Raw genomic sequence first — 20,549 nt, 5'->3', positions numbered from 1 at the left:
TGTTTGGAAGAGACAGGGCGGGGGCTCAGGTGGTGACCGGGGTCAGCCAGTGGCGGTAGCGGGGGTCGCGGCCGTGGACCGCGGTGTCGTAGGCGTCGGCGAGCTTGCCGGTCACCGGCCCCCGGCCGCCGAGCTCGCGCCGGTCGACCGAGCTGACGGGGACGATCCCGGCCGCGGTCCCGCACAGGAACACCTCGTCGGCGGCGTACAGATCCGTCCGCAGCAGATCCCGCCTGACCACCTGCAGCCCCAGGTCGGCGGCCAGCCGCTCGACGGTGTCCTGGGTGATCCCGTCCAGCGCGCCCGCGCTCCTCGGTGGCGTGGCCAGCTCGCCGTCGCGGACGACGAAGAGGTTCGCCCCGGTGCACTCGCTGACAAATCCGGCGGCGTTCAGCAGCACCGCCTCGTCGTATCCGGCGTCGAGTGCCTCCGCCTTGGCCAAAACCGAGTTCAGGTACGGCCCGGTGGCCTTGGCCGCCGTCGGGACCGCCGTGTGGTCGTTGCGCCGCCACGAGCTGGTCATGAGCCGCACCCCGGTGCCGAGCAGCGCGCCCCAGCTCCAGGACGCGATCGAGACCACCGTCGGGCAGTCACGCGCCGCGATGCCCATCTCGCCGTAGCCGCGGTGCGCGAGGTGGCGGATGTAGCAGGACGGCTGGCCGTTCGCCGCGACCGTCTCCAGGGTGGCCGCACGCAGCTCGTCCAGCGTGTACGGCAGCGGCAGCCCGATGATCCGGGCGCTGAGGCGCAGCCGTTCCAGATGCTCGTCGAGCCGGAACACGGCCGGCCCGTCCGGCGTCTCGAACGCCCTGGTGCCCTCCAGGACGGCCGTGCCGTAGTGCAGGGCGTGCGACAGCACGTGCACCTTGGCCGCGCCCCAGGGCACCAGCTCACCATCCATCCAGATGTACGCGGCTTCCTCCACCGGATCCTCCTCGTGGCACAAACTGACCAACCTTATTGGGCCAATTTGAAGATAAATGGCACATTATCGGGATAATGGTGGCATGGGAAGGGAAGAGAATCTCGTCACGCTCGTCCGCGACCGCCTGAGACTGCGCCAGGGCACCCCGAGCCGCAGGCTGGCGGGCGCGCTGGCGGATCTCGCCCGGACGGGCGCGATCACGCCCGGCACCCGCCTGCCCTCCGAGCGGGACCTGGCCCAGGCGGTCGGCGTCAGCCGAGGGACGGTGGCGGCGGCGTTCAACGCGCTGTGCGAGGAGGGGCTGTGCGAGCGCCGCCACGGCAGCGGCACGTACGTGCTCGGCATCCCGTCGTTCGGCGGCCTGCTCCAGGCGGGGGCGGTGCTCGCCGATCTGTCCACCTCGGTCGTCCCCGACCCGTCCCACCTCGTGCTGCCCGCGCTCGCCCCCGCCGACCTCATGCGCTCGCCCAGCGGGCACGGCTACGACGCGATGGGTGACCCGCGGCTGCGGGAGCTCCTGCTTGAGGGCGCGCCGGGATCGGGGAGCGCGCCGGGCATGCGGGAGGTTCTGATCACGGCGGGGGCGCAGCAGGGCATCGACCTGGCCGCCCGCGTGCTGCTGCGGCCCGGTGACCGCGTGCTCGTGGGCGATCCGGCGTACGGGGGAGCGCTGAGCGTCTTCCGCCGGGCCGGGGCGCACGTGGTGGCGCTCGACCTGACCTCGCCCGAGGCCGTGTCGGAGGCCATCGCCCGCGAGCGCCCGGCTGCCGTCTACGTGGTCAGCGTGGACAACCCCACCGGCTCGGTGCCCGACCTGCGGCACGTCGCCGAGCTCGCCAGGGCCGCCGACGTGCCGGTGATCGAGGACAGAACGCTGGCCGCCCTGGTGTACGACGGCACGCCCGTGCCCGAGCCGCTGGCCCTGCCGCACCCGTACGGGACGGTGACGGTGGGATCGCTGTCCAAGGTGCTGTGGGGCGGCCTGCGCGTGGGATGGCTCGCGGCGCCCGAGCCGCTGCTGGCCCGGCTGGCCGAGGCCAAGGTGGACGCGGACCTGGCGACCAGCGCGGTCTCCCAGCTGCTCGCGGCCGGCCTGCTCGAACGCAACCCCGTCGAGCCCTGGCGGGCCGAGCTCGTCCGCAGGCGGGGCCACTTCACCGCCGCGCTCGCCGCCCGCCTGCCCGAATGGACCTGGACGCTCCCGCCCGGCGGCCTGTCGGTCTGGGCCCGGCTCCCCGGCACGGACACGGACCGGTTCGCCGCCGTGGCCAGGGAGCACGGGGTCGCGGTCGCGCCCGGCTCCCTGTTCTCGCCCGACGGCCGGCACCGCGACCGCCTGCGCCTCAGCTTCGCCCTCCCCCCGGAACTGCTCGACCAGGCCGTGACCGCCCTCGCCCAAGCCTGGAACGAGCACCGCAACTGAGCCTTCGGCTCGTGTGAGCGACTGTGAGCGACTGCGAGCGACCTGCCCGGGCAGACGGACAGCGTCTCAGAGCGGAAGTCAGAGGTCCAGGACGGCCTTGCCGTGCAGGCGGCGCTCCAGCAGCGCGCTGATCGCCTCGCCCGCCTTGTCCCAGCCGCCCCGCCAGGTGATCTGCGGGTCGAGGGCGCCCGCGGCCACCCGGCCGGCCAGCCAGGTCAGGTCCGGCCCGAGCGGCACCCCGTCCAGCAGGTAGAAGGTCGCGATCGACCGGTCGTGCCGCCCGTCGTTGCCGTAGAAGGCCCCGGACGGGAAGCTCTCCGGCTCCTCCGTGGCGTGCCCGACCGCCACCAGCGTCCCGCCGGGCGCGAGCCGGCCGAACGACTCCACCAGCTGCCGCCCGCCCACGCAGTCCACCACACCGTCCACCGGCGAGCCCAGCCGCTCCGGCCCCGCGATCACCTCGTGGGCGCCCAGCGCGCGCAACCCGTCCCCGTGCGCCTGCGGATCCCCGGTCGAGGCGATGACGTGCGCGCCGCCGAGCCGGGCGAGCTGCACGGCGTACCTGCCGACGCCGCCGGTGGCGCCGGTGATCAGGACGCGCTTGCCGAGCAGGTCGCCGATCTTGCGCAGGGCGCGCAGCGCGCTGGCGCCCGCGACCGGGACGGTGCTGAGCGCGCCCGGGTCGGCGCCGGCCGGCGCGACACCGAGCGCATCGGTGTCCACGGCCCGCAGCTCCGCCCAGGCGCCGTCGATGCCGACCGTGACCACGGGAGTGCCGGCGGGCGGCCCCGAGCCGTCGGCCGCCGGACGTTCGATCACGCCCGCGGCGTCCCAGCCCACCACCGTGCCATCGGGCACCTGCGGGATGGCGTGCTTGACCTCGCCGAAGTTCAGCGAGACGGCGCTCACCCTGACCAGGGCCTGGCGAGCAGCCGGTACGGGGTCGGCGCTCTCGCCGAGCCGCAGCCCGGACGGAGTGGAGTGATCGACAAGTAGGGCACGCATGGAGTTCGCCTCTCGAAGCGGGAAAGCAGTGACCGCTCATTTATGCCACTGAGTGGCATAAGCGTGCAAGTGGCGTTCGCCCCTCTTGCTACACTTCCGCTCGTGACGCTGCGCGAACGCAAGAAGCAACGGACTCGTCAGGCGCTGATCGACACCGCTCTGGAGCAGTTCACCGCTCGCGGCTTCGCCGGTGTCACCCTCGACGAGCTGTGCGAGGCGGTGGAGGTGTCCAAGCGGACCTTCTTCCGCAATTTCGCCAGCAAGGAAGAGGTCGCCATGGCCCCGCTGGAGGACATGTGGCGGGGCTTCCTGGTGGAGCTGGCGGCGGCCGAGCCCGGCGGGCGTCCGGCGCTGGCGGTGGCCCGTGACGCGCTGCTGGCGTCGCTGGACGGCCTGGCGGACGGCGATTGGGCGGGCCGGGCCCTGCTCAGCTACCGGCTGTCGGAGTCGACCGCGTCCATGAACGCCCACAGCCTGCACTTCTGCGAACGCACGACGCAGGCGGCGATCGACATCATCCGCCCCTGGCTCGACGAGGAGACGCGGGAACGCGACCCGCGCCCTCGCCTGATGGTGGACATGCTCGTAGCGGCCTTCCGCTACGCACTGGCGGGCTGGGCAGCCGACACAGAAACGGCCGACATAGAAACGGCCGACACAGGGGCGGCAGGCACAGGGGCGGCAGGCACAGGGGCGGCAGGCACAGGGACGGCAGGCACAGGGGCGGCAGGCGCGGAGGTGGGGAAGACCTGCGAAGAGCTCGCCGCCCGCCTGCGTGAGGCCGTCGGGGCCCTGCCCGCCAGCCTCACCCTCACCCTCGCGCACCAGGCCGGAGCCGGCCGCTCCGCCCCGTGACCGTCACGGGGGCGGGACGGGACGGCGTCAGCCGGTCTTGACCTTGACCGCGTCGCTCTCGTGCTGGAGGCGGTCGAGCGAGGTGACGAGGTAGGTCCCCGCGGCCTTCGCCGTGTAGGACGGGCTGGTGACGATCGCGACCAGGTTGCGCGCGTCGGTGGTGTGGCAGGTCTTGCCCTGCTCCGGCACCTGGTAGACGGCGTACGCCCGGGCCCTGTCGGACGGCTGCCACGACAGCGTGGTGCCGCTGGCCTTGATGTCGGCCGGCGGGGCCGGGGCCGTGCCGCCGAGCTTCTTGATGATCGGCAGCAGCGCCGGACGGCTGTAGTAGGTCGTGGCGACGCGGTCGATCGCGCCCAGCGGGTTGGTCAGCAACTGCTTGGCGCTGAAGTAGACCTCGCCCCTGATCTGCTTGTACTGGCGGTTGACGCCCACCTGTGCGGCCAGCTCGCCCGGCCTGGTCCAGGCCCGGTCGTCCCTGGCCCCGACCCGGTAGAGCCCCTGCCCGATGTACAGCTGGACGCCGCTGCCCTTGACCTCGCCGGCCCACCAGCGGGCCAGCGTGTTGTAGTCGGCCACCTTGAAGCCGCGCGGCCAGTAGAGCTGCGGCAGCACGTAGTCGACGGTTCCCGCCTCGATCCAGGCGCGCGCGTCGGCGTAGATCGAGTCGTAGGCCGACATCCCGGCCGTGCTGGAGCCCGTCGGGTCCTGGGCCTTGTTGCGCCAGATGCCGAACGGGCTGATGCCGAACTTGATGTGCTCCTTGGCGCCGTGCACGGCCTCGTCGACCTCGGCGACCAGCTTGTTGACGTTGTCGCGGCGCCACTCGGCGAGCTTCTTGCCCTCGCCGTACTTCTTGAAGGCCGCCGTGTCGTCGAACTTCGCCCCGGCCACCGGATAGGGGTAGAAGTAGTCGTCGAAGTGCACGCCGTCGATGTTGTAGCGGTCGACCACGTCGGTGATGACCTTGACCACGTGCTCGCGGACGGCGGGCAGGCCGGGGTTGTAGTAGAGCCGGCCGCCGAATTTGACCGTCCAGTCGGGGTGCTGGCGCGCGGGGTGGGTCGCGGGCAGCTTGGCGGTGCTGTCGCCGTAGGAGGCGCGGTAGGGGTTGAACCAGGCGTGGAACTCCATGCCGCGCTTGTGGGCCTCCTGGATGAGGAACGGCAGCGGGTCCCAGCCAGGGTCCTTGCCCGCGGTGCCCGTCAGATATTGCGTCCAGGGCTCCAGCGAGGACTTGTAGAGGGCGTCGGAAGCGGGCCTGACCTGGACGAAGACCGCGTTCATGCGGCGCTTGGCGGCGCTGTCGAGGATCTTCGTGTATTCGGCCTTCTGCCGGTCGACGGCGAGGCCGGGCTTGGAGGGCCAGTCGATGTTCATGGTCGTGGCGATCCACACCCCGCGCAGCTCCCGCTTCGGATAGCGGGCGTCCGCCTCGCAGGGGGCGGCGTCGGGTGCGGTGGCGGCGGGTTTCGTCACGCTCGCGGCGGGGCTCTCTCCGGCTCCGGGTCCGAACAGGTAGGCGGCGCCGGTGGCGACGGCTGCGAGGGCGGCGGCGGCGAGGAGTGGGAGTCCAGTTCGCATAGTACGAACCAGTGTGGCAGCTGCTCTGGCGTGCTCGGGTACAAAGAAAGAAATAAACTCGTGACTCTTTTGTGATAAATGCGATGGCTGGGCCGGGAGGGAACAAATCCCTCCCGGCTCTGCCGCAGGTCCACGCACTGCCTACTCGGTGGCCGCCACTTTGTGCGCGAGGTTGGGCGGCAGCGGCTCGTAGCGCAGGAACGTGCGCTGGAAGGTCCCGGTGCCATGCGACATGGATCTCAGGTCGATGGCGTACCGCGTGATCTCCAGCTCGGGGACCTCCGCCTTGACCAGCGTGCGCCCGGTGCCGACGGGCTCGGTGCCGAGCACCCGCCCGCGCCGGGAGGACAGGTCGGACATCACCGACCCCACGTAGTCGTCGGCCACCAGCACCGACAGCTCGTCCACCGGCTCCAGCAGCAGGGTGGGCACCTTGCCTGCCGCCTCCTTGAGCGCGAGCTGCCCCGCGATCTGGAAGGCCATGTCGGAGGAGTCGACCGAGTGGGCCTTGCCGTCGTACAGGGTGACGCGCACGTCCACCATCGGATAGCCGGCGACGACGCCCCGCTCCATCTGGGCCCGCACGCCCTTCTCCACCGACGGGATGAACTGGCGGGGCACCACGCCGCCCACGATCTTGTCCACGAACTCGAAACCCCCGCCGGACGGCAGGGGCTCGACCTCGAGGTGGCAGATCGCGTACTGGCCGTGGCCGCCCGTCTGCTTGACGTTGCGGCCCATCGCCTGGCACTTGCCGCCGAACGTCTCGCGCAGCGGCACCCGCAGCTCCACCCGCTCGACCTCCACGCCGTGCCGCTTGGACAGGCGGTCGAGCAGCACGTCGGTGTGCGCCTCGCCCATGCACCACAGGACGAGCTGCCTGGTCTCGGCGTTGTTCTCCAGGCGCAGGGTCGGATCCTCGGCCACCAGGCGGCCGAGCGCCTGTGACAGCTTGTCCTCGTCGGCCTTCGACTTGGCCCTGATCGCCACGGGCAGCAGCGGGTCGGGCATGTCCCAGGAGGTCATCAGGAGCGGGTGTTCGACGTCGGACAGCGTGTCGCCGGTCTCGGCCCGCGACAGCTTGGCCACCGCCACGATGTCGCCGGCGACGCCCTTGGCCGTGCCGCGCTGCTGCTTGCCCAGCGGGCAGGTCAAGGTGCCGATGCGCTCGTCCACGTCGTGGTCCTCGTGCCCGCGCTCGGCCAGGCCGTGCCCGGACACGTGCACGGTCATGTCGGGACGCAACGTGCCGGAGAAGACGCGTACGAGGCTGATGCGGCCCACGTACGGGTCGCTCGTGGTCTTGACGATCTCGGCCACGAGCGGGCCGTCGGCGTCGCAGGCGATGTTCTTGACCGGCTTGCCGGACAGGTCGGTGATCTCGGGCATCGGGTGTTCGAGCGGGGAAGGGAAGCCCTGCGTTATGAGCTCGAGCAGCTCCTGCGCGCCGACACCGAGCCCGCTGCACAGCACCGGGTAGAAGCTGCCGCGGGCGACGGCCTTCTCCAGGTCGTCGACGAGGACCTTCGTGTCGATGGGCTCGCCTTCGAGGTATCGCTCCATGAGCGATTCGTCCTCGCTCTCCTGGATGATCCCCTCGATCAGGACGCCGCGGTGCTCCTCGATCTGCGTCTCGTACTCGGCGCCGGGCTCCTTCTCGGTGCGGGAGCCCGTGGCGTAGTTGTAGAACTTCTGCGACAGCAGTCCGATCAGCCCGTTGACGTGGCCGTTGGTGATCACCGGCAGGTAGAGGGGGGCGACGCCGTCGCCGAAGATGTCCTGGCAGGTGGCGAGCACCTCGTCGAAATCGGCCCGCTGGTGGTCGATCTTGGTGATCACCACCGCGCGCGGCATCCCGACCTGCGAGCACTCCTCCCACAGCATCTGGGTCAGCCCGTCGATCCCGTCCGCGGCCGACACCACGAACAGCGCCGCGTCGGCGGCCCGCAGCCCCGCCCGCAGATCGCCCACGAAGTCGGCGTAACCGGGCGTGTCCAGAAGGTTGATCTTGATGCCGTTGTGCACCAGCGGCGCCACGGCGAGGTTGACCGACCGTTGCTGCCGGACCTCCACCTCGTCGAAGTCGCTGACCGTGTTGCCGTCCTCTACGCGTCCCGCGCGCTGGATGGTGCCCGTGGCGGCCAGCAGCTGCTCGACGAGAGTCGTCTTACCCGCTCCTGAGTGGCCGACCAGCACGACATTGCGTATCGCATCCGCCCTGTCGGCCGTTGGTGCCCTGCCCGCGGCTCCTACGGCACCGCCCGTGTTTCTTTCCGCCACATCGCCTCCCACGTCGTCGGTGTGTTTTCCAACGACCGCGCCCGGGCGGAGGGTGAGTGGAACCGCATGGACGCGGTGTGTTCACCAAATACCCCTGTGGCGGATATCACAAGGGGGGCGGGGCAAAGAAAGTTGTCAGGCGCGCGATGGCCTACGATCGGACGGCGATGCTCAAACTCCTGCGCCCGGCCATGACCCGGATACTCACCCCGCTGGGCAGGCTTCTCGTCGGCCGCGGGATCGGCCCCGACGCCGTCACGGCGATCGGCACCCTCGGCACCGTCGTGTCCGCCCTGCTCTTCTTCCCCATGGGACAGCTCACCGTGGGCGCCCTCGTCATCACCGTCTTCGTGCTGTTCGACCTGCTCGACGGCGTGGTGGCCAGGCTCGGCGGCAGCGCCGGCAGCACATGGGGCGCCTTTCTCGACTCGACGCTCGACCGGGTGGCCGACGCCGCCATCTTCGCGGGCCTGATCTTGTATTTCATCTCCAGAGACGACACGCTGATGGCCGGGGTCACACTTCTCTGCCTGATCGCGGGGGCTCTGGTCTCCTACGCCAAGGCCAGGGCCGAGGGGCTCGGGCTGACGGCCGACGTGGGGCTGGCCGAACGGCCCGAGCGGCTGGTGGTGGCGCTGGTCGCGACCTGCTTCTCCGGGCTCGGCGTCCCGTACGTGCTGCCTGCCGGGATGTGGCTGCTCGCGGCGGCCAGCGTGATCACCGTGGGGCAGCGGGTGGTGCACGTTTACCAGCAGACGAGGGAGAGATGAGCGAGAAGGCGTCCGTCAGCGATCGCGTGGTGGCCGCGGGGTTCGCGGCCGGCTGGAAGCTCGTGCCGCTGCTGCCCGAGCGCCCGACGGCCGCGGTCTTCGACTTCCTGGCCGACCGGGTCTGGAGCAGGCGCGGCAAGTCCGTACGCCGGCTGGAGTCCAACCTGGCCAGGGTGACCGGCCTCGACGCGGGCAGCCGTGAGCTGCGCGAGCTCAGCCGGGCCGGCATGCGCTCCTACTTCCGCTACTTCCACGAGGTCTTCCGGCTGCCGTCCATGCGCACCGAGGAGATCGTGCGCCGCACCCACGTGACCGGGGCCGAGCACGTGCACGACAACGTGGCGGCCGGCCGGGGCGTGGTGCTGGCCCTTCCGCACATGGGCAACTGGGACCAGGCCGGGGCGTGGCTGGTGGGGGTGGGCCACCCGTTCACCACCGTGGCCGAGCGGCTCAAGCCCGAATCGCTGTTCCGCCGCTACGTCCGCTTCCGCGAGGGCCTGGGCATGGAGGTGCTGCCCTTGACGGGCGGCGACGGGCACAACTTCGGCACCCTGGCGACGCGGGTGCGCAAGGGCGGCGTGGTGTGCCTGCCGGCCGAGCGCGACCTGACCAAGAGCGGCGTCGAGGTGCGCTTCTTCGGCGCGGCCACCAAGGTGCCCGCTGGCCCGCCGCTGCTGGGCGTGCAGACGGGCGCGGCGGTGCTGCCGGCCATCGTCTACTTCCACGGATCCGACTGGGGCATCGACATCCACGAGGAGATCCCGGTCCCGGCCGAGGGCACCAGGCAGGAGAAGGTCGCGGCGGTGGCGCAGGGGCTGGCCGACGTGTTCGAGAAGGGCATCTCGGAGCACCCGGAGGACTGGCACATGATGCAGCGGCTCTGGCTGGAAGACCTCGCCCGATGAGGGTCGGCATCGTCTGCCCCTATTCGTGGGACATGCCCGGCGGGGTCAAGCAGCACATCGACGACCTGGCCCAGGCACTGATCGCGCAGGGGCACGACGTGTCGGTCATCGCGCCGGCGGCCGACGACGACGAGCTGCCGCCTTACGTGACGGGCGCGGGGCGGGCGATCCCCGTCCCGTACAACGGGTCGGTGGCCAGGATGTCGTTCGGCTTCCTGTCGGCGGCCAGGGTGCGGCGGTGGGTCCGTACGGGCGACTTCGACGTGCTGCACATCCACGAGCCGCTGATCCCGAGCCTGGGCGTGCTGGCCTGCTGGGCGGCCAAGGGGCCGATCGTGGCGACGTTCCACGCGTCGTTCTCGCGCTCGCGGGCCATCGCGGTGGCCGAGCCGCTGCTGCGCAGCGCGCTGGAGAAGCTGAGCGGCCGCATCGCGGTCTCCGACGCGGCGCGCAAGAGCCTGGTGGAGCAGTTCGGCGGCGACACGGTGCTGATCCCCAACGGGGTGACCGTCTCCCGCTACACCGAGGCCGAGCCGCTGGACGGATGGGGGCCCGACGGCGCCACGCTCGGCTTCCTGGGCCGGATGGACGAGGAGCGCAAGGGCCTGCCGATCCTGCTCGACGCGTTCAGGACCCTCGCGCCCGAGCGGCCGGAGCTGAAGCTGCTGCTGGCCGGGCCCGGCGACGAGAAGGACGTCTTCGAGCGGCTGCCCAGGGAGCTGCACGAGCGCGTGACGGTGCTGGGCATGGTCAGCGAGGCCGACAAGATCCGCGCCTACCACTCGGTCGACGTGTTCTGCGCCCCCAACACGCGGGGGGAGAGCTTCGGCATCGTGCTGGCCGAGGCCATGGCGTCCGGGGCCACGGTGCTGGCCAGCGACATCCCCGCCTTCCGCAAGGTGCTGGGCGACGGCCAGGCGGGCGCGTTGTTCGCCAACGGCGACGCGGCGTCGCTGGCGCGCGAGGCGGGCGCGCTGCTCGACGCGCCGGAGCGCCGGGCCAAGCTGGCCGCGGAGGCGCTGGTGGCGGTCAGGAAGTACGACTGGTCCACGGTCGCCCGCGACGTGGTGCGCGTCTACGAGACCGTCACCACGAGCGGCGCGGGAAGGGTCGAAGAGGACCTCTGACATGACATCCACCATGATCGTGCTGATCGTGGGCATCGCCGTGGTGCTCACGGCCGTCTACATCTCCTGGCGCGCGGGCCGGCTCGACCGCCTGCACATCAGGCTAGAGCTCGCCAGCGAGTCGCTGGACGCCGCGCTGATGCGGCGCAGGGCCGTGGTCCTGGAGCTGGCCGGATCGCGCCTGCTCGACCCGGCCACGTCGCTGGTGCTGGCCGCCGCCGCCCACGAGGCCCGGATGTCCGGGCCGGAGGAGCGCGAGCACGCGGAGAGCGACCTGTCGCGGGCCCTGCGCGCGGCCGTGGACCAGGAGCGCTTCAGGGAGAAGCTGTCCGAGGCGCCGGGCGGGCGAGACCTGCTCGAAGAGCTCGACACGGCGGTGGCCAAGGTGGTCTACTCCCGCCGCTTCTACAACAACGCCGTGGGCGTCACGCGTACGGCCCAGCGCCGCTGGCTCGCCAGGACGCTGCGCCTGGCCGGGCATACCGAATACCCGCAATTCTTCGAGATCGATGACAATCCGCCTGCGACTATGGCAACTGAATGACCTAATTTGTGGAAGCCAGTAAGCTTCATCCGGTTTTACGGCTGAAGCGAGGAGATCCACAGGTGCGGCTACCCCGGACGATCACGATCTGGCTGGCCGGCGCGGCCGTGCTGCTGCCCGTCGCGGCTTGTTCCTCCGACGATCCGGCCGCTCCGGGCAAGGCGCCGCAGGCGGCGACCGCGGCCCCGAGCGAGGAGCCGGAAGAGGTCAAGGGCCATCCCTTCACCGGGCAGCCGTACAGCGCGCTCAAGCCGGTGCTCGCGGTGAAGATCGAGAACACCGCCGCGGGCAAGCCGCAGCTCGGGCTGAAGAGCGCGGACATCGTCTACGTCGAGCAGGTCGAGGCCGGTCTGACCCGGCTCATGGCCATCTTCTCCTCCAAGGTGCCCGCCAAGGTGGGCCCCGTCCGCAGCGCCCGCATCTCGGACCTGCACCTGGCGCCGCAGTTCGGCAAGCCGGCCTTCTCCTACTCGGGCGCGCAGACGAAGATGCTGCCGTTCATCGCGGAGGCGTCGCTGTTCGACGTGGGCGACACGCGCAACCCCGGCGCGTACTTCCGCCAGCCCGGCCGCTTCGCCCCCTACAACCTGTTCGCCAACACCAAGCAACTCCTGGCCAAGGCGCCCAAGGCGAGCAAGGCCAAGGACGTGGGCTTCACCTTCGGCGACGCGCCGGCCGAAGGCGGGGTCGAGAAGAAGTCGTACACCGTCAAGTGGCCCGCGGCCCGCTTCACCTTCGCCTGGTCGGCGGAGAAGGAGCAGTGGCTCATCTGGCAGGACGGCAAGAAGGACATGGCCGCGGAGGGCGGCCAGCTCGGCGCGCCCACGATCGTGATCCAGTACACCAAGACCGAGCGCTCGGAGTTCCACGACAAGAACCAGAGCTACACGCCGCTCGTGCACACCACCGGCAAGGGCAGCGCGATCGTGCTGCGCGACGGCAAAGCTTTCAAGGCGAAGTGGGAACGGGAATCCGAGGACGGAGGTACGACGTTCACCACTGAGAGCGGTGAGCCGATGAACTTCGCGCCCGGCCAGGTCTGGGTGGCGCTCGCCAGCCGCAAGCCCGTCATTCCGTAGTTCCACTTTGTCGAGTCTTAGCGACAAATCCTGACATCTTGGCATGTCGGGGGAGGGGTCCTCCAGGACCTACGATGGGTTTGATAACTTACCGACCGCCGTGAGAGCCCGTGAGGATGACCGTGTCCAGCAGCACGCCAGAAAGCACCCCCGTCACCGGAACCGCGCGCGTCAAGCGCGGCATGGCAGAGATGCTCAAGGGCGGCGTCATCATGGACGTCGTCACGCCCGATCAGGCCAAGATCGCTGAGGACGCCGGCGCGGTCGCGGTCATGGCCCTCGAGCGGGTGCCCGCAGACATCCGTGCCCAGGGTGGCGTGTCCAGGATGAGCGACCCCGACATGATCGACGGCATCATCGCCGCCGTGTCGATCCCCGTGATGGCCAAGGCCCGCATCGGGCACTTCGTCGAGGCCAAGGTGCTGCAGTCCCTGGGCGTCGACTACGTGGACGAGTCCGAGGTGCTCACCCCCGCCGACTACGCCAACCACATCGACAAGTGGCAGTTCACCGTGCCGTTCGTGTGCGGGGCCACCAACCTGGGCGAGGCCCTGCGCCGCATCACCGAGGGCGCGGCCATGATCCGCTCCAAGGGCGAGGCCGGCACCGGCGACGTCTCCAACGCCGTCACCCACATGCGCACGATCCGCGCCGAGCTCAAGCGGCTCGCCTCGCTGCCCGACGACGAGCTGTACGTCGCCGCCAAGGAGCTGCAGGCCCCGTACGAGCTGGTCGCCGAGGTCGCCAAGACCGGCAAGCTGCCCGTCGTGCTGTTCACCGCGGGCGGCATCGCCACCCCGGCGGACGCCGCGATGATGATGCAGCTCGGCGCAGAGGGCGTGTTCGTCGGCTCGGGCATCTTCAAGTCCGGCGACCCCGCCAAGCGGGCCGCGGCCATCGTCAAGGCCACGACGTTCTTCGACGACCCCGACGTCATCGCCAAGGTCTCGCGCGGCCTGGGCGAGGCCATGGTCGGCATCAACGTCGACGAGATCCCGCAGCCGCACCGCCTGGCCGAGCGCGGCTGGTAGTCGGCGCGTCGTTGCAGGTCACAGGCTTGCGCCCGTGAGATGATCATATCCGGCAGGCGGCGAAACGAGCTGTCTCCGCCTGCCGGGGGCGCCATGCTGTGACGGCGAAAATCGCCGGAGAAGGCGGCATCCGCGAAGGATGTCGCCTTTTTCGTGTTGTGTGGTGTTCACCGGCTGGTCATGATTCTCAGTCAGGCTACGGGGCGTCCCGCACCCTGATCGTCCCAGGAGCCACACGTGTCCAAGCTGAACCGCAGGCACTTCCTCGTCACGGGGTTAGCGGCAGGCGCCGCGGCCGCGATCCCGGCCGCCGCCCACGCCGACCCCGATCCCGGCGCCGAGACGGGCCAGAGCCTGGCCGCGCGCGGGCTGCGTACCGACCCGTTCACGCTCGGCGTCGCCTCCGGCGACCCCGACCACGAGGGCTTCGTGCTGTGGACCAGGCTGGCCCAGCAGCCCATGGCCGAGGACGGGTTCGGCGGCATGCCGCAGCGGCCCTTCCCGGTGCTGTGGCAGGTGTACGCCGACGAGCGCTGCCGCCGCGTCGTGCGCTCCGGCGTGAGCGTCGCGACGCCCGAATGGGGGCACAGCGTCCACGTCGAGGTGGACCGCCTGAGCTCCGACCGCGAGTACTGGTACCGCTTCCGCGTGGGCCCGTACCTCTCGCCGGTCGGCCGCGCCCGCACCGCGCCGCACCCGCTCTCGTACGGGGGCGCGCTGGCCATGGCGTTCGTCTCGTGCGCCCAGTACGAGCACGGCTACTTCACCTCCTACCGCCGGCTGGCCGAGGAGCACCCCGACCTGGTCCTGCACCTGGGCGACTACCAGTACGAGTACACCAAGGACACCTACACGATCCCCGGCGGCAACGTCCGCGACCACGAGGGCCCCGAGACCGAGACGCTGGCCGGCTACCGCCAGCGCCACGCCCAGTACAAGGCCGATCCCGACCTCCAGGCCGCGCACGCCGCCGCGCCGTGGCTGGTCGTGTGGGACGACCACGAGCTGGACAACAACTGGGCCGACGAGGTGCCGGAGAAGCCCGAGGTGCCCCAGCCGAACTTCCTGTCCAGGCGCGAGGCCGCCTTCCGCGCCTACTACGAGAACATGCCCCTGCGCCGCACCTCCATCCCGCGCGGCATCGACATGCAGCTCTACCGGCGCATCCGGTGGGGCAGGATGGCCACGTTCCACATGCTCGACACCCGCCAATACCGCGACGACCAGGGCTGCGGCGACGGTTACCGCGACTGCCCGGCCGCCGTGGACCCGGCGCGCTCGATCACGGGCGGCGAGCAGGAGGCGTGGCTGCTGGACGGCTTCCACCACTCGCGGGCGCAGTGGGACATCCTCGGCCAGCAGGTGTTCTTCGCCCAGCGCGACAACAACGCCGGGCCCGCCAAGATCACCTCTCAGGACTCCTGGGACGGCTACGTGGCCTCGCGCCGGCGGATCACCCAGGGCTGGGTGGACGCCGAGGTGCGCAACCCCGTGGTGCTTACCGGCGACGTGCACGCCCACTGGGCCAGCGACCTCAAGCTCGACTACGACGACCCGACCGGGCCGTCGGTGGGCTCGGAGCTGGTGGCGACCTCGATCTCCACCGGCGGCGACGGGGCCGACTCCGACCCGGCCACGCACCCGTTCCTCGCGATCAACCCGCACCTGAAGTTCTACAACAACCAGCGCGGCTACGTGCTGACGAAGATCGAGCGTGACCGGCTCACGGCCGACTTCAAGGTGGTGCCGCAGGTGCAGGCTCCTGGGGCGGAGGTCTACACGCGGGCCACGTTCGTGGTGGAGGACCGGGTGCCGGGGGTGCAGCAGACGTACCTGAGGCCGCTGGACGCGGCGATGCGCGCCCAGCAGGACATGACCGTGGAGGAGACGGTGCGCCTGGAGACCGAGCGCCCGTAGGAGTTTCCGAGGCCGGGCCCGCTGGGCGGGTCCGGCCTTTTCGCGTCCGGAATATTAGTTAGGCTAACTTAGTTGGGCTAAGTATGAGGGACGACCCCACCCACCTGGCCGAGCGGGTCTCGGCCGTGCTGCGCCACCTGGTCCTCCTGCTCCGGCGCACGGTCGCCGGACAGCCCGTCACGAGCCAGCAGTACAGCGTGCTCGGCTCGCTCGAACACGGCTCGCGGCGCATGACCGAGCTGGCGGAGGAGCACGCCGTGCAGCTGCCCACGATGACCGTGCAGATCAACAGGCTTGAGGAAGCGGGCCTGGTGGCCCGCGGTTCCGACCCGTCCGACGCCCGCGTCAGGACGGTCGAGCTCACCGGCGAGGGCCGCGACAGGCTGCTCGCCGTGCGCAGGGCCAGGGTCGCCCACCTCACCCGGGAACTGGCCGCGCTCACCGAAGACGAGCGCGCCACACTCGCGGCCGCGCTGCCCGTTCTGGCGAAGCTCGGCCGCTCGTAAGCAAGGGAGCACCATGCACACCGGCGGCGGAATCCTCCGCCAGCCCATGTCCGTCTGGGCCACCGCGTTCGCCGCGGTCGTGGCCTTCATGGGCATCGGGCTGGTAGATCCCATCCTCCCCTCCATCGCCCAAGGGCTGAACGCGACGCCGAGCCAGGTGTCGCTGCTGTTCACCAGCTACTTCCTGGTGACGGCCGTGGCCATGCTGATCACCGGCTGGGTCTCCAGTCGTATCGGTGGCAAGCGCACGCTGCTGGCGGGCCTGGCGCTCGTGATCGTGTTCGCCGCGCTGGCCGGCACCTCCACCAGCGTCGGCGAGCTCGTCGGCTTCCGCGCGGGCTGGGGTCTCGGCAACGCGCTGTTCGTGGCCACCGCGCTCGCCGTCATCGTCGGCGCGGCCAGCGGCGGCGCCGAATCGGCCATCATCCTGTACGAGGCCGCGCTCGGCCTCGGCATCTCCGCGGGACCGCTGGCCGGCGCCCTGCTCGGCGACTGGAACTGGCGGGCGCCCTTCTTCGGCACCGCCACCCTCATGGCCGTCGGCCTCGTCCTGATCGTCACGCTGCTCAAAGCCACGCCGAAGCCGGCCGTCAAGACCCGCCTCAGCGCCCCGCTCCGGGCACTGGCCCACGGCGGCCTGTCCACCACGGCCTTCACCGCGCTGTTCTACAACTTCGCGTTCTTCACGATCCTGGCCTTCACCCCGTTCATCCTCGGCATGTCCCCGTACGGGATCGGCGCCGTCTTCTTCGGCTGGGGCGTGTGCGTGGCGCTGGCCTCCGTCTTCGGGGCGCCGCCGCTGCAGCGCCGGCTCGGCTCCGTGAACGTGCTGCACCTGGCGCTGGCCCTGCTGGCCGTGCTGCAGCTCGGCATCGCGTTCTCGGCGGCCGGGGGGTTCCACGCGGGGATCATCGTCTTCACCGTCCTGTCCGGCATCCCCATCGGCCTGAACAACACGGTGTTCACGGAGTCGGCCATGGAGGTCTCCGACGCGCCCAGGCCCGTCGCCTCCGCGGGATACAACTTCGTGCGCTGGATGGGCGGCGCGCTGGCCCCGTTCATCGCCACCAAGCTCGGGGAGGAGATCGGCGTCCCCGTGCCGTACGCGCTGGGCGCGGCCTGCTGCCTCGTCGGCATGGCCGTCCTGTACACCAGGCGCCACCACCTGCTCGCCCTGTCCCGCGTGGACGAGGACCACACCGTCCACGACGTCGCGACGGCGCCCGCCGGCTGACCCTCATATGGTTGGATTACCGGCCATGGTGGGACAGGTGCTGCTCCTGGTCGCGGGGCTCCTCGCGGCCCCGTCCGCCCAGCAGTCGCCGGCGAAGCCGTTCTCCGTCATGACCTGGAACGTGTGCACGGGCACCAACTCCGACTGCCGCTTCTACCGCGCGAGCGCGCTGGAGCTGGCGGAGAACATCGGCAGGTACGCGCTCAGCGAGCCGGTCAAACCCGATGTGATCTTCCTCCAGGAGTTCTGCACGGGCGCGACCGGCACGCTCGAACTCTGGCTGGAGCGCCGTACCGGCCGGAGCTGGAGCGTCGGGTCCTGGGGCCTGACCGGCGCCGACGGCAAGCCGTACGCGTGCCACCCCGACCGGCTCGGCCGCCCGCGCGGCGCGCAGAGCATCGCGGTCGCGGTGGCGGGCGACGCGGCCACGTTCGAGATCCGGCCGCTGCCGGCCCCGCCCTGGTACGTCGGCCGCGCCGTCATCTGCGCCACCATCCCGGCGCGGAAGGTCCACGCCTGCGGCACCCACCTGTCCTCGGGCGCCGCCTACGACGACCGTCAGCCCGGCGCCCCCTACCGGACCAGGCAGATCGCCCGGCTCCTGGAGATCGCCGCCAAGCCCGGACACCGCACGATCGTCGGCGGCGACCTCAACGTGGCCCCGCCCGACAGCGGCTACGGCAGCGCCGCCGGCCGCCGCGCCGTCGCCCCCGCCTACCGGGCCTACCAGGAGTGCGACCAGCGCGGCGCGCGGCGAACCGGCGGCTGGACCCGCGCGGGCCGCAAGCTCGACTACCTGTTCGCGCCCAAGGGCACCGTACGGCGCTGCCACGTCCAGCGCCGCGTGACCCTCTCCGACCACAAGCCCGTCTACATCGAGGTGGCCCTGTAGGAAGATCCAGGGCCATCCTGGTGTTGAATTGTCTGAACCCGCAACCGGACGGAAGGATCGACTGTGCCCACGATCGGTGTACTCGCCCTCCAAGGAGATGTGCGCGAGCATGTGCGCATGCTTCAGGAGGCGGGCGCGTCGGCCACCGCCGTGCGCAGGCCCGCCGAGCTGGACGCGGTCGACGGCCTGGTCATCCCCGGCGGGGAGTCCACCACGATGTGGAAGCTCGCGGAGACCTTCGACATGCTCCAGCCGCTGCGGATGCGGATCAAGGAGGGCATGCCCGCCTACGGCTCCTGCGCCGGCATGATCATGCTGGCCGACCGGATCGAGGACGGCGCGGCCGGGCAGCAGACCATCGGCGGCATCGACATGGTGGTCAGGCGCAACGCCTTCGGCCGCCAGATCGACTCGTTCGAGTCCGATCTGGACTTCGCGGGAGACCGCGTGCACGCCGTGTTCATCCGCGCGCCGTGGGTCGAATCCATCGGCGGCGATGTCGAAGTGCTGGGCAGGTGCGAGCCTGGGGATAGGATCGTCGCGGTCCGTCAAGGGCCGTTGCTCGCGACGTCGTTCCACCCCGAGCTGACCGGGGACACGCGCGTGCACCGTTACTTCGTAGACATGCTGAGGGAGCTCTAGGTAATGTCCGGCCACTCCAAATGGGCGACGACGAAGCACAAGAAGGCCGCGCTCGACGCCAAGCGCGGCAAGCTGTTCGCGAAGCTCATCAAGAACATCGAGGTGGCGGCCCGGACCGGTGGCCCTGACCCGGACGCCAACCCGACCCTCTTCGACGCCATCTTCAAGGCGAAGAAGAACTCCGTGCCCAACGACAACATCGAGCGGGCCCGCAAGCGCGGCGGCGGCCTGGAGGCCGGCGGCGCCGACTGGCAGACCATCATGTACGAGGGCTACGCGCCCGGCGGCGTCGCGGTGCTCATCGAGTGCCTCACCGACAACCGCAACCGCGCCGCCTCCGAGGTGCGCGTCGCGCTGACCCGCAACGGCGGCTCGCTGGCCGACCCGGGCTCGGTGTCCTACATGTTCAACCGCAAGGGCGTCGTGCTCGTGCCCAAGGACGGGCTCGACGAGGACACCGTGCTGATGGCCGTGCTCGACGCGGGCGCCGAGGAGGTCAACGACCTGGGCGACTCCTTCGAGGTCGTCTCCGAGGCCGGTGACCTGGTGCCGGTGCGCAAGGCGCTCCAGGACTCCGGGATCGACTACGACTCGGCCGAGTCCAGCTTCCTGCCGACCATGAGCGTGCCGCTCGACGAGGACGGGGCCAAGAAGGTCTTCCGCCTCATCGACGCGCTGGAGGACAGCGACGACGTGCAGAACGTCTGGGCCAACTTCGACGTCTCGGACGACGTGCTGGCGGCGCTGGACTGAGCCGGGTCCGGCGAGCCGGCCTGCTGCGCCGGCTCGCCGGGCTGGTTTGTTTGGGCCGGTTCTCCGGCGGCGGGAGCCGTGGTTCGCGCCGGGGCGCCCCGTGCGCATCGGGCCGCGCCCGTATGCATCCGTGCGTGGGGGCGCGGATGCGCGGTGGCACCGTGGCAGCGTAGGGTCGGGCGACGTGACTTCCCCCACCCCGTCTCAGTCGCCCTCTCCCGCACTCGGCTGGCTGCTGGCCGTACCGGCGCTGCTCGGCACCCTCATCACGCTGGTGCTGCCGACGGGCCAGACGATCTGGCTCAGCTTCCAGAGCGGCGGCGTGCTGCGGAAGGTCAGCTACGCGGGGACCGCCAACTACGCCGAGTTGCTGGGAGACGCGCACGTCTGGCGGGCGCTGTGGTTCACGCTCTCGCTGACCCTGATGCCGCTGCTCGTCGCCCTCGTGGTGGCGCCGCTGCTGGCTCTGGCGCTCGACCGGGCGGGCACCTGGCCCAGACGGGCGGGGCGGATCGCGCTGTCGCTGGCCATCGTCACGTTCTCGCCGGTGGGGGTGGCGGCGGCCTGGCTGCGCGGGCTGATGCCCAACGCGTCGGGCCCGGCCGCACTGGCCGAGGGGCTGGTCGAGCCCGCGACCGCGCCTGGAACGCTCCGGCTGATCGTCGCCGCGGCCACGTTCGGGGTGGTCTGCGCGCTGGCGATGATCGCCTTCCTGCCCGCGCTGCGCGGCGGCCGGCCCGTGCCGGCCATGTTCGCCGTGGGGGCGCTCGTCGCGCTGGCCACGGTGGCGGCGGGGCTCCAGACGTTCTCCCTCGGCCTGGCGCTCACCCGGGGAGGGCCTGAGCGCTCCACAGAGACGCTCGCAGGCCTGCAGTACGACTTCGCCTTCAGAGTGGCCGATTTCGGCCGTGGTGCGGCCGTCGCGGCCCTCACGGGGGTGATCCTCGGCGTGCTCGGCATCGTCGCCACGGTCATCGCCGTCGCCGCGCGCCTGCGCATCACCCTGACCCCGCGAGCCGCCCCTGTCCCGCAGCCGGGCTCTTTCGCCGGCCCCTTGCCCGCCTCGGGCCCCTTCCC

19 protein-coding genes are annotated in these 20,549 nt (G+C 71.0%); 15 read left to right on the top strand and 4 right to left on the bottom strand.

Annotation, left to right across the window (positions count from 1 at the left end; translation table 11 throughout):
* Window positions 1-25 precede the first annotated feature (25 nt).
* A complete protein-coding gene (locus ETD85_RS45680) occupies window positions 26-925 on the bottom strand; it encodes a branched-chain amino acid transaminase (protein WP_138696105.1) in 900 nt (299 codons plus the stop codon).
* 82 nt (window positions 926-1,007) lie between these two features.
* Here ETD85_RS45680 and ETD85_RS45675 point away from each other — a divergent pair, with 82 nt between their 5' ends.
* Complete coding sequence (locus tag ETD85_RS45675) at window positions 1,008-2,348, top strand: aminotransferase-like domain-containing protein (RefSeq protein ID WP_138696104.1); 1,341 nt, start codon at window positions 1,008-1,010, stop codon at window positions 2,346-2,348.
* A 78-nt stretch (window positions 2,349-2,426) separates the two neighbouring features.
* Here ETD85_RS45675 and ETD85_RS45670 read toward each other — a convergent pair whose 3' ends face one another.
* Window positions 2,427-3,353 (bottom strand): zinc-binding dehydrogenase, encoded by a 927-nt coding sequence (locus ETD85_RS45670; RefSeq protein ID WP_138696103.1) that lies wholly within the window; start codon window positions 3,351-3,353, stop codon window positions 2,427-2,429.
* Window positions 3,354-3,455: 102 nt separating this feature from the next.
* On the opposite strand from ETD85_RS45670, the gene ETD85_RS45665 reads away from it, so the two are divergent.
* Window positions 3,456-4,208 (top strand): TetR/AcrR family transcriptional regulator, encoded by a 753-nt coding sequence (locus ETD85_RS45665; protein ID WP_206059290.1) that lies wholly within the window; start codon window positions 3,456-3,458, stop codon window positions 4,206-4,208.
* A 27-nt stretch (window positions 4,209-4,235) separates the two neighbouring features.
* On the opposite strand, the gene ETD85_RS45660 is transcribed toward ETD85_RS45665, so the two are convergent.
* Window positions 4,236-5,792, bottom strand: coding sequence for a glycoside hydrolase family 10-like protein (locus ETD85_RS45660; protein WP_138696101.1), 1,557 nt, complete (start codon window positions 5,790-5,792; stop codon window positions 4,236-4,238).
* A 141-nt stretch (window positions 5,793-5,933) separates the two neighbouring features.
* Window positions 5,934-8,072 carry an elongation factor G-like protein EF-G2 gene (locus tag ETD85_RS45655; RefSeq protein ID WP_138696100.1) on the bottom strand — a complete coding sequence of 713 codons (2,139 nt, stop codon included), beginning with the start codon at window positions 8,070-8,072 and terminating at the stop codon, window positions 5,934-5,936.
* A 146-nt stretch (window positions 8,073-8,218) separates the two neighbouring features.
* On the opposite strand from ETD85_RS45655, the gene pgsA reads away from it, so the two are divergent.
* The 13 genes from pgsA to ETD85_RS45590 all read left to right on the top strand — a co-directional run.
* On the top strand, window positions 8,219-8,842 hold the full coding sequence (gene pgsA, locus ETD85_RS45650; protein WP_138696099.1) for a phosphatidylinositol phosphate synthase: 624 nt from the start codon (window positions 8,219-8,221) through the stop codon (window positions 8,840-8,842).
* Window positions 8,839-9,747 (top strand): phosphatidylinositol mannoside acyltransferase, encoded by a 909-nt coding sequence (locus ETD85_RS45645; protein WP_138696098.1) that lies wholly within the window; start codon window positions 8,839-8,841, stop codon window positions 9,745-9,747. The genes pgsA and ETD85_RS45645 overlap by 4 nt, the downstream gene beginning before the upstream one ends.
* Window positions 9,744-10,874 (top strand): glycosyltransferase family 4 protein, encoded by a 1,131-nt coding sequence (locus tag ETD85_RS45640; protein WP_138696097.1) that lies wholly within the window; start codon window positions 9,744-9,746, stop codon window positions 10,872-10,874. The genes ETD85_RS45645 and ETD85_RS45640 overlap by 4 nt, the downstream gene beginning before the upstream one ends.
* Window position 10,875: 1 nt before the next feature.
* The gene (locus ETD85_RS45635) at window positions 10,876-11,418 is read left to right on the top strand and encodes a LemA family protein (protein WP_138696096.1); all 543 of its coding nucleotides are present in this window, start codon (window positions 10,876-10,878) and stop codon (window positions 11,416-11,418) included.
* Window positions 11,419-11,480: 62 nt separating this feature from the next.
* The gene (locus ETD85_RS45630) at window positions 11,481-12,497 is read left to right on the top strand and encodes a DUF3048 domain-containing protein (protein ID WP_138696095.1); all 1,017 of its coding nucleotides are present in this window, start codon (window positions 11,481-11,483) and stop codon (window positions 12,495-12,497) included.
* Between the two features lie 116 nt (window positions 12,498-12,613).
* Window positions 12,614-13,528, top strand: a complete 915-nt coding sequence (gene pdxS, locus ETD85_RS45625; protein WP_138696106.1) for a pyridoxal 5'-phosphate synthase lyase subunit PdxS — start codon at window positions 12,614-12,616, stop codon at window positions 13,526-13,528.
* A 237-nt stretch (window positions 13,529-13,765) separates the two neighbouring features.
* The gene (locus ETD85_RS45620) at window positions 13,766-15,445 is read left to right on the top strand and encodes an alkaline phosphatase D family protein (protein WP_138696094.1); all 1,680 of its coding nucleotides are present in this window, start codon (window positions 13,766-13,768) and stop codon (window positions 15,443-15,445) included.
* A gap of 83 nt (window positions 15,446-15,528) precedes the next feature.
* Complete coding sequence (locus tag ETD85_RS45615) at window positions 15,529-15,951, top strand: MarR family winged helix-turn-helix transcriptional regulator (RefSeq protein ID WP_138696093.1); 423 nt, start codon at window positions 15,529-15,531, stop codon at window positions 15,949-15,951.
* Window positions 15,952-15,964: 13 nt separating this feature from the next.
* Complete coding sequence (locus tag ETD85_RS45610; protein WP_138696092.1) at window positions 15,965-17,185, top strand: MFS transporter; 1,221 nt, start codon at window positions 15,965-15,967, stop codon at window positions 17,183-17,185.
* 25 nt (window positions 17,186-17,210) lie between these two features.
* Window positions 17,211-18,077 (top strand): endonuclease/exonuclease/phosphatase family protein, encoded by an 867-nt coding sequence (locus tag ETD85_RS45605; protein WP_170247189.1) that lies wholly within the window; start codon window positions 17,211-17,213, stop codon window positions 18,075-18,077.
* A 63-nt stretch (window positions 18,078-18,140) separates the two neighbouring features.
* Complete coding sequence (gene pdxT, locus ETD85_RS45600; protein ID WP_138696090.1) at window positions 18,141-18,719, top strand: pyridoxal 5'-phosphate synthase glutaminase subunit PdxT; 579 nt, start codon at window positions 18,141-18,143, stop codon at window positions 18,717-18,719.
* Between the two features lie 3 nt (window positions 18,720-18,722).
* On the top strand, window positions 18,723-19,472 hold the full coding sequence (locus ETD85_RS45595; RefSeq protein ID WP_138696089.1) for a YebC/PmpR family DNA-binding transcriptional regulator: 750 nt from the start codon (window positions 18,723-18,725) through the stop codon (window positions 19,470-19,472).
* Between the two features lie 184 nt (window positions 19,473-19,656).
* Window positions 19,657-20,549: carbohydrate ABC transporter permease (locus tag ETD85_RS45590; RefSeq protein ID WP_138696088.1), on the top strand; the 893-nt coding region annotated here is incomplete at its 3' end.

Source organism: Nonomuraea zeae (assembly GCF_005889725.1).
Taxonomy (GTDB): Bacteria; Actinomycetota; Actinomycetes; order Streptosporangiales; family Streptosporangiaceae; genus Nonomuraea; species Nonomuraea zeae.
This window is presented reverse-complemented; position numbering and strand designations above follow the sequence as displayed.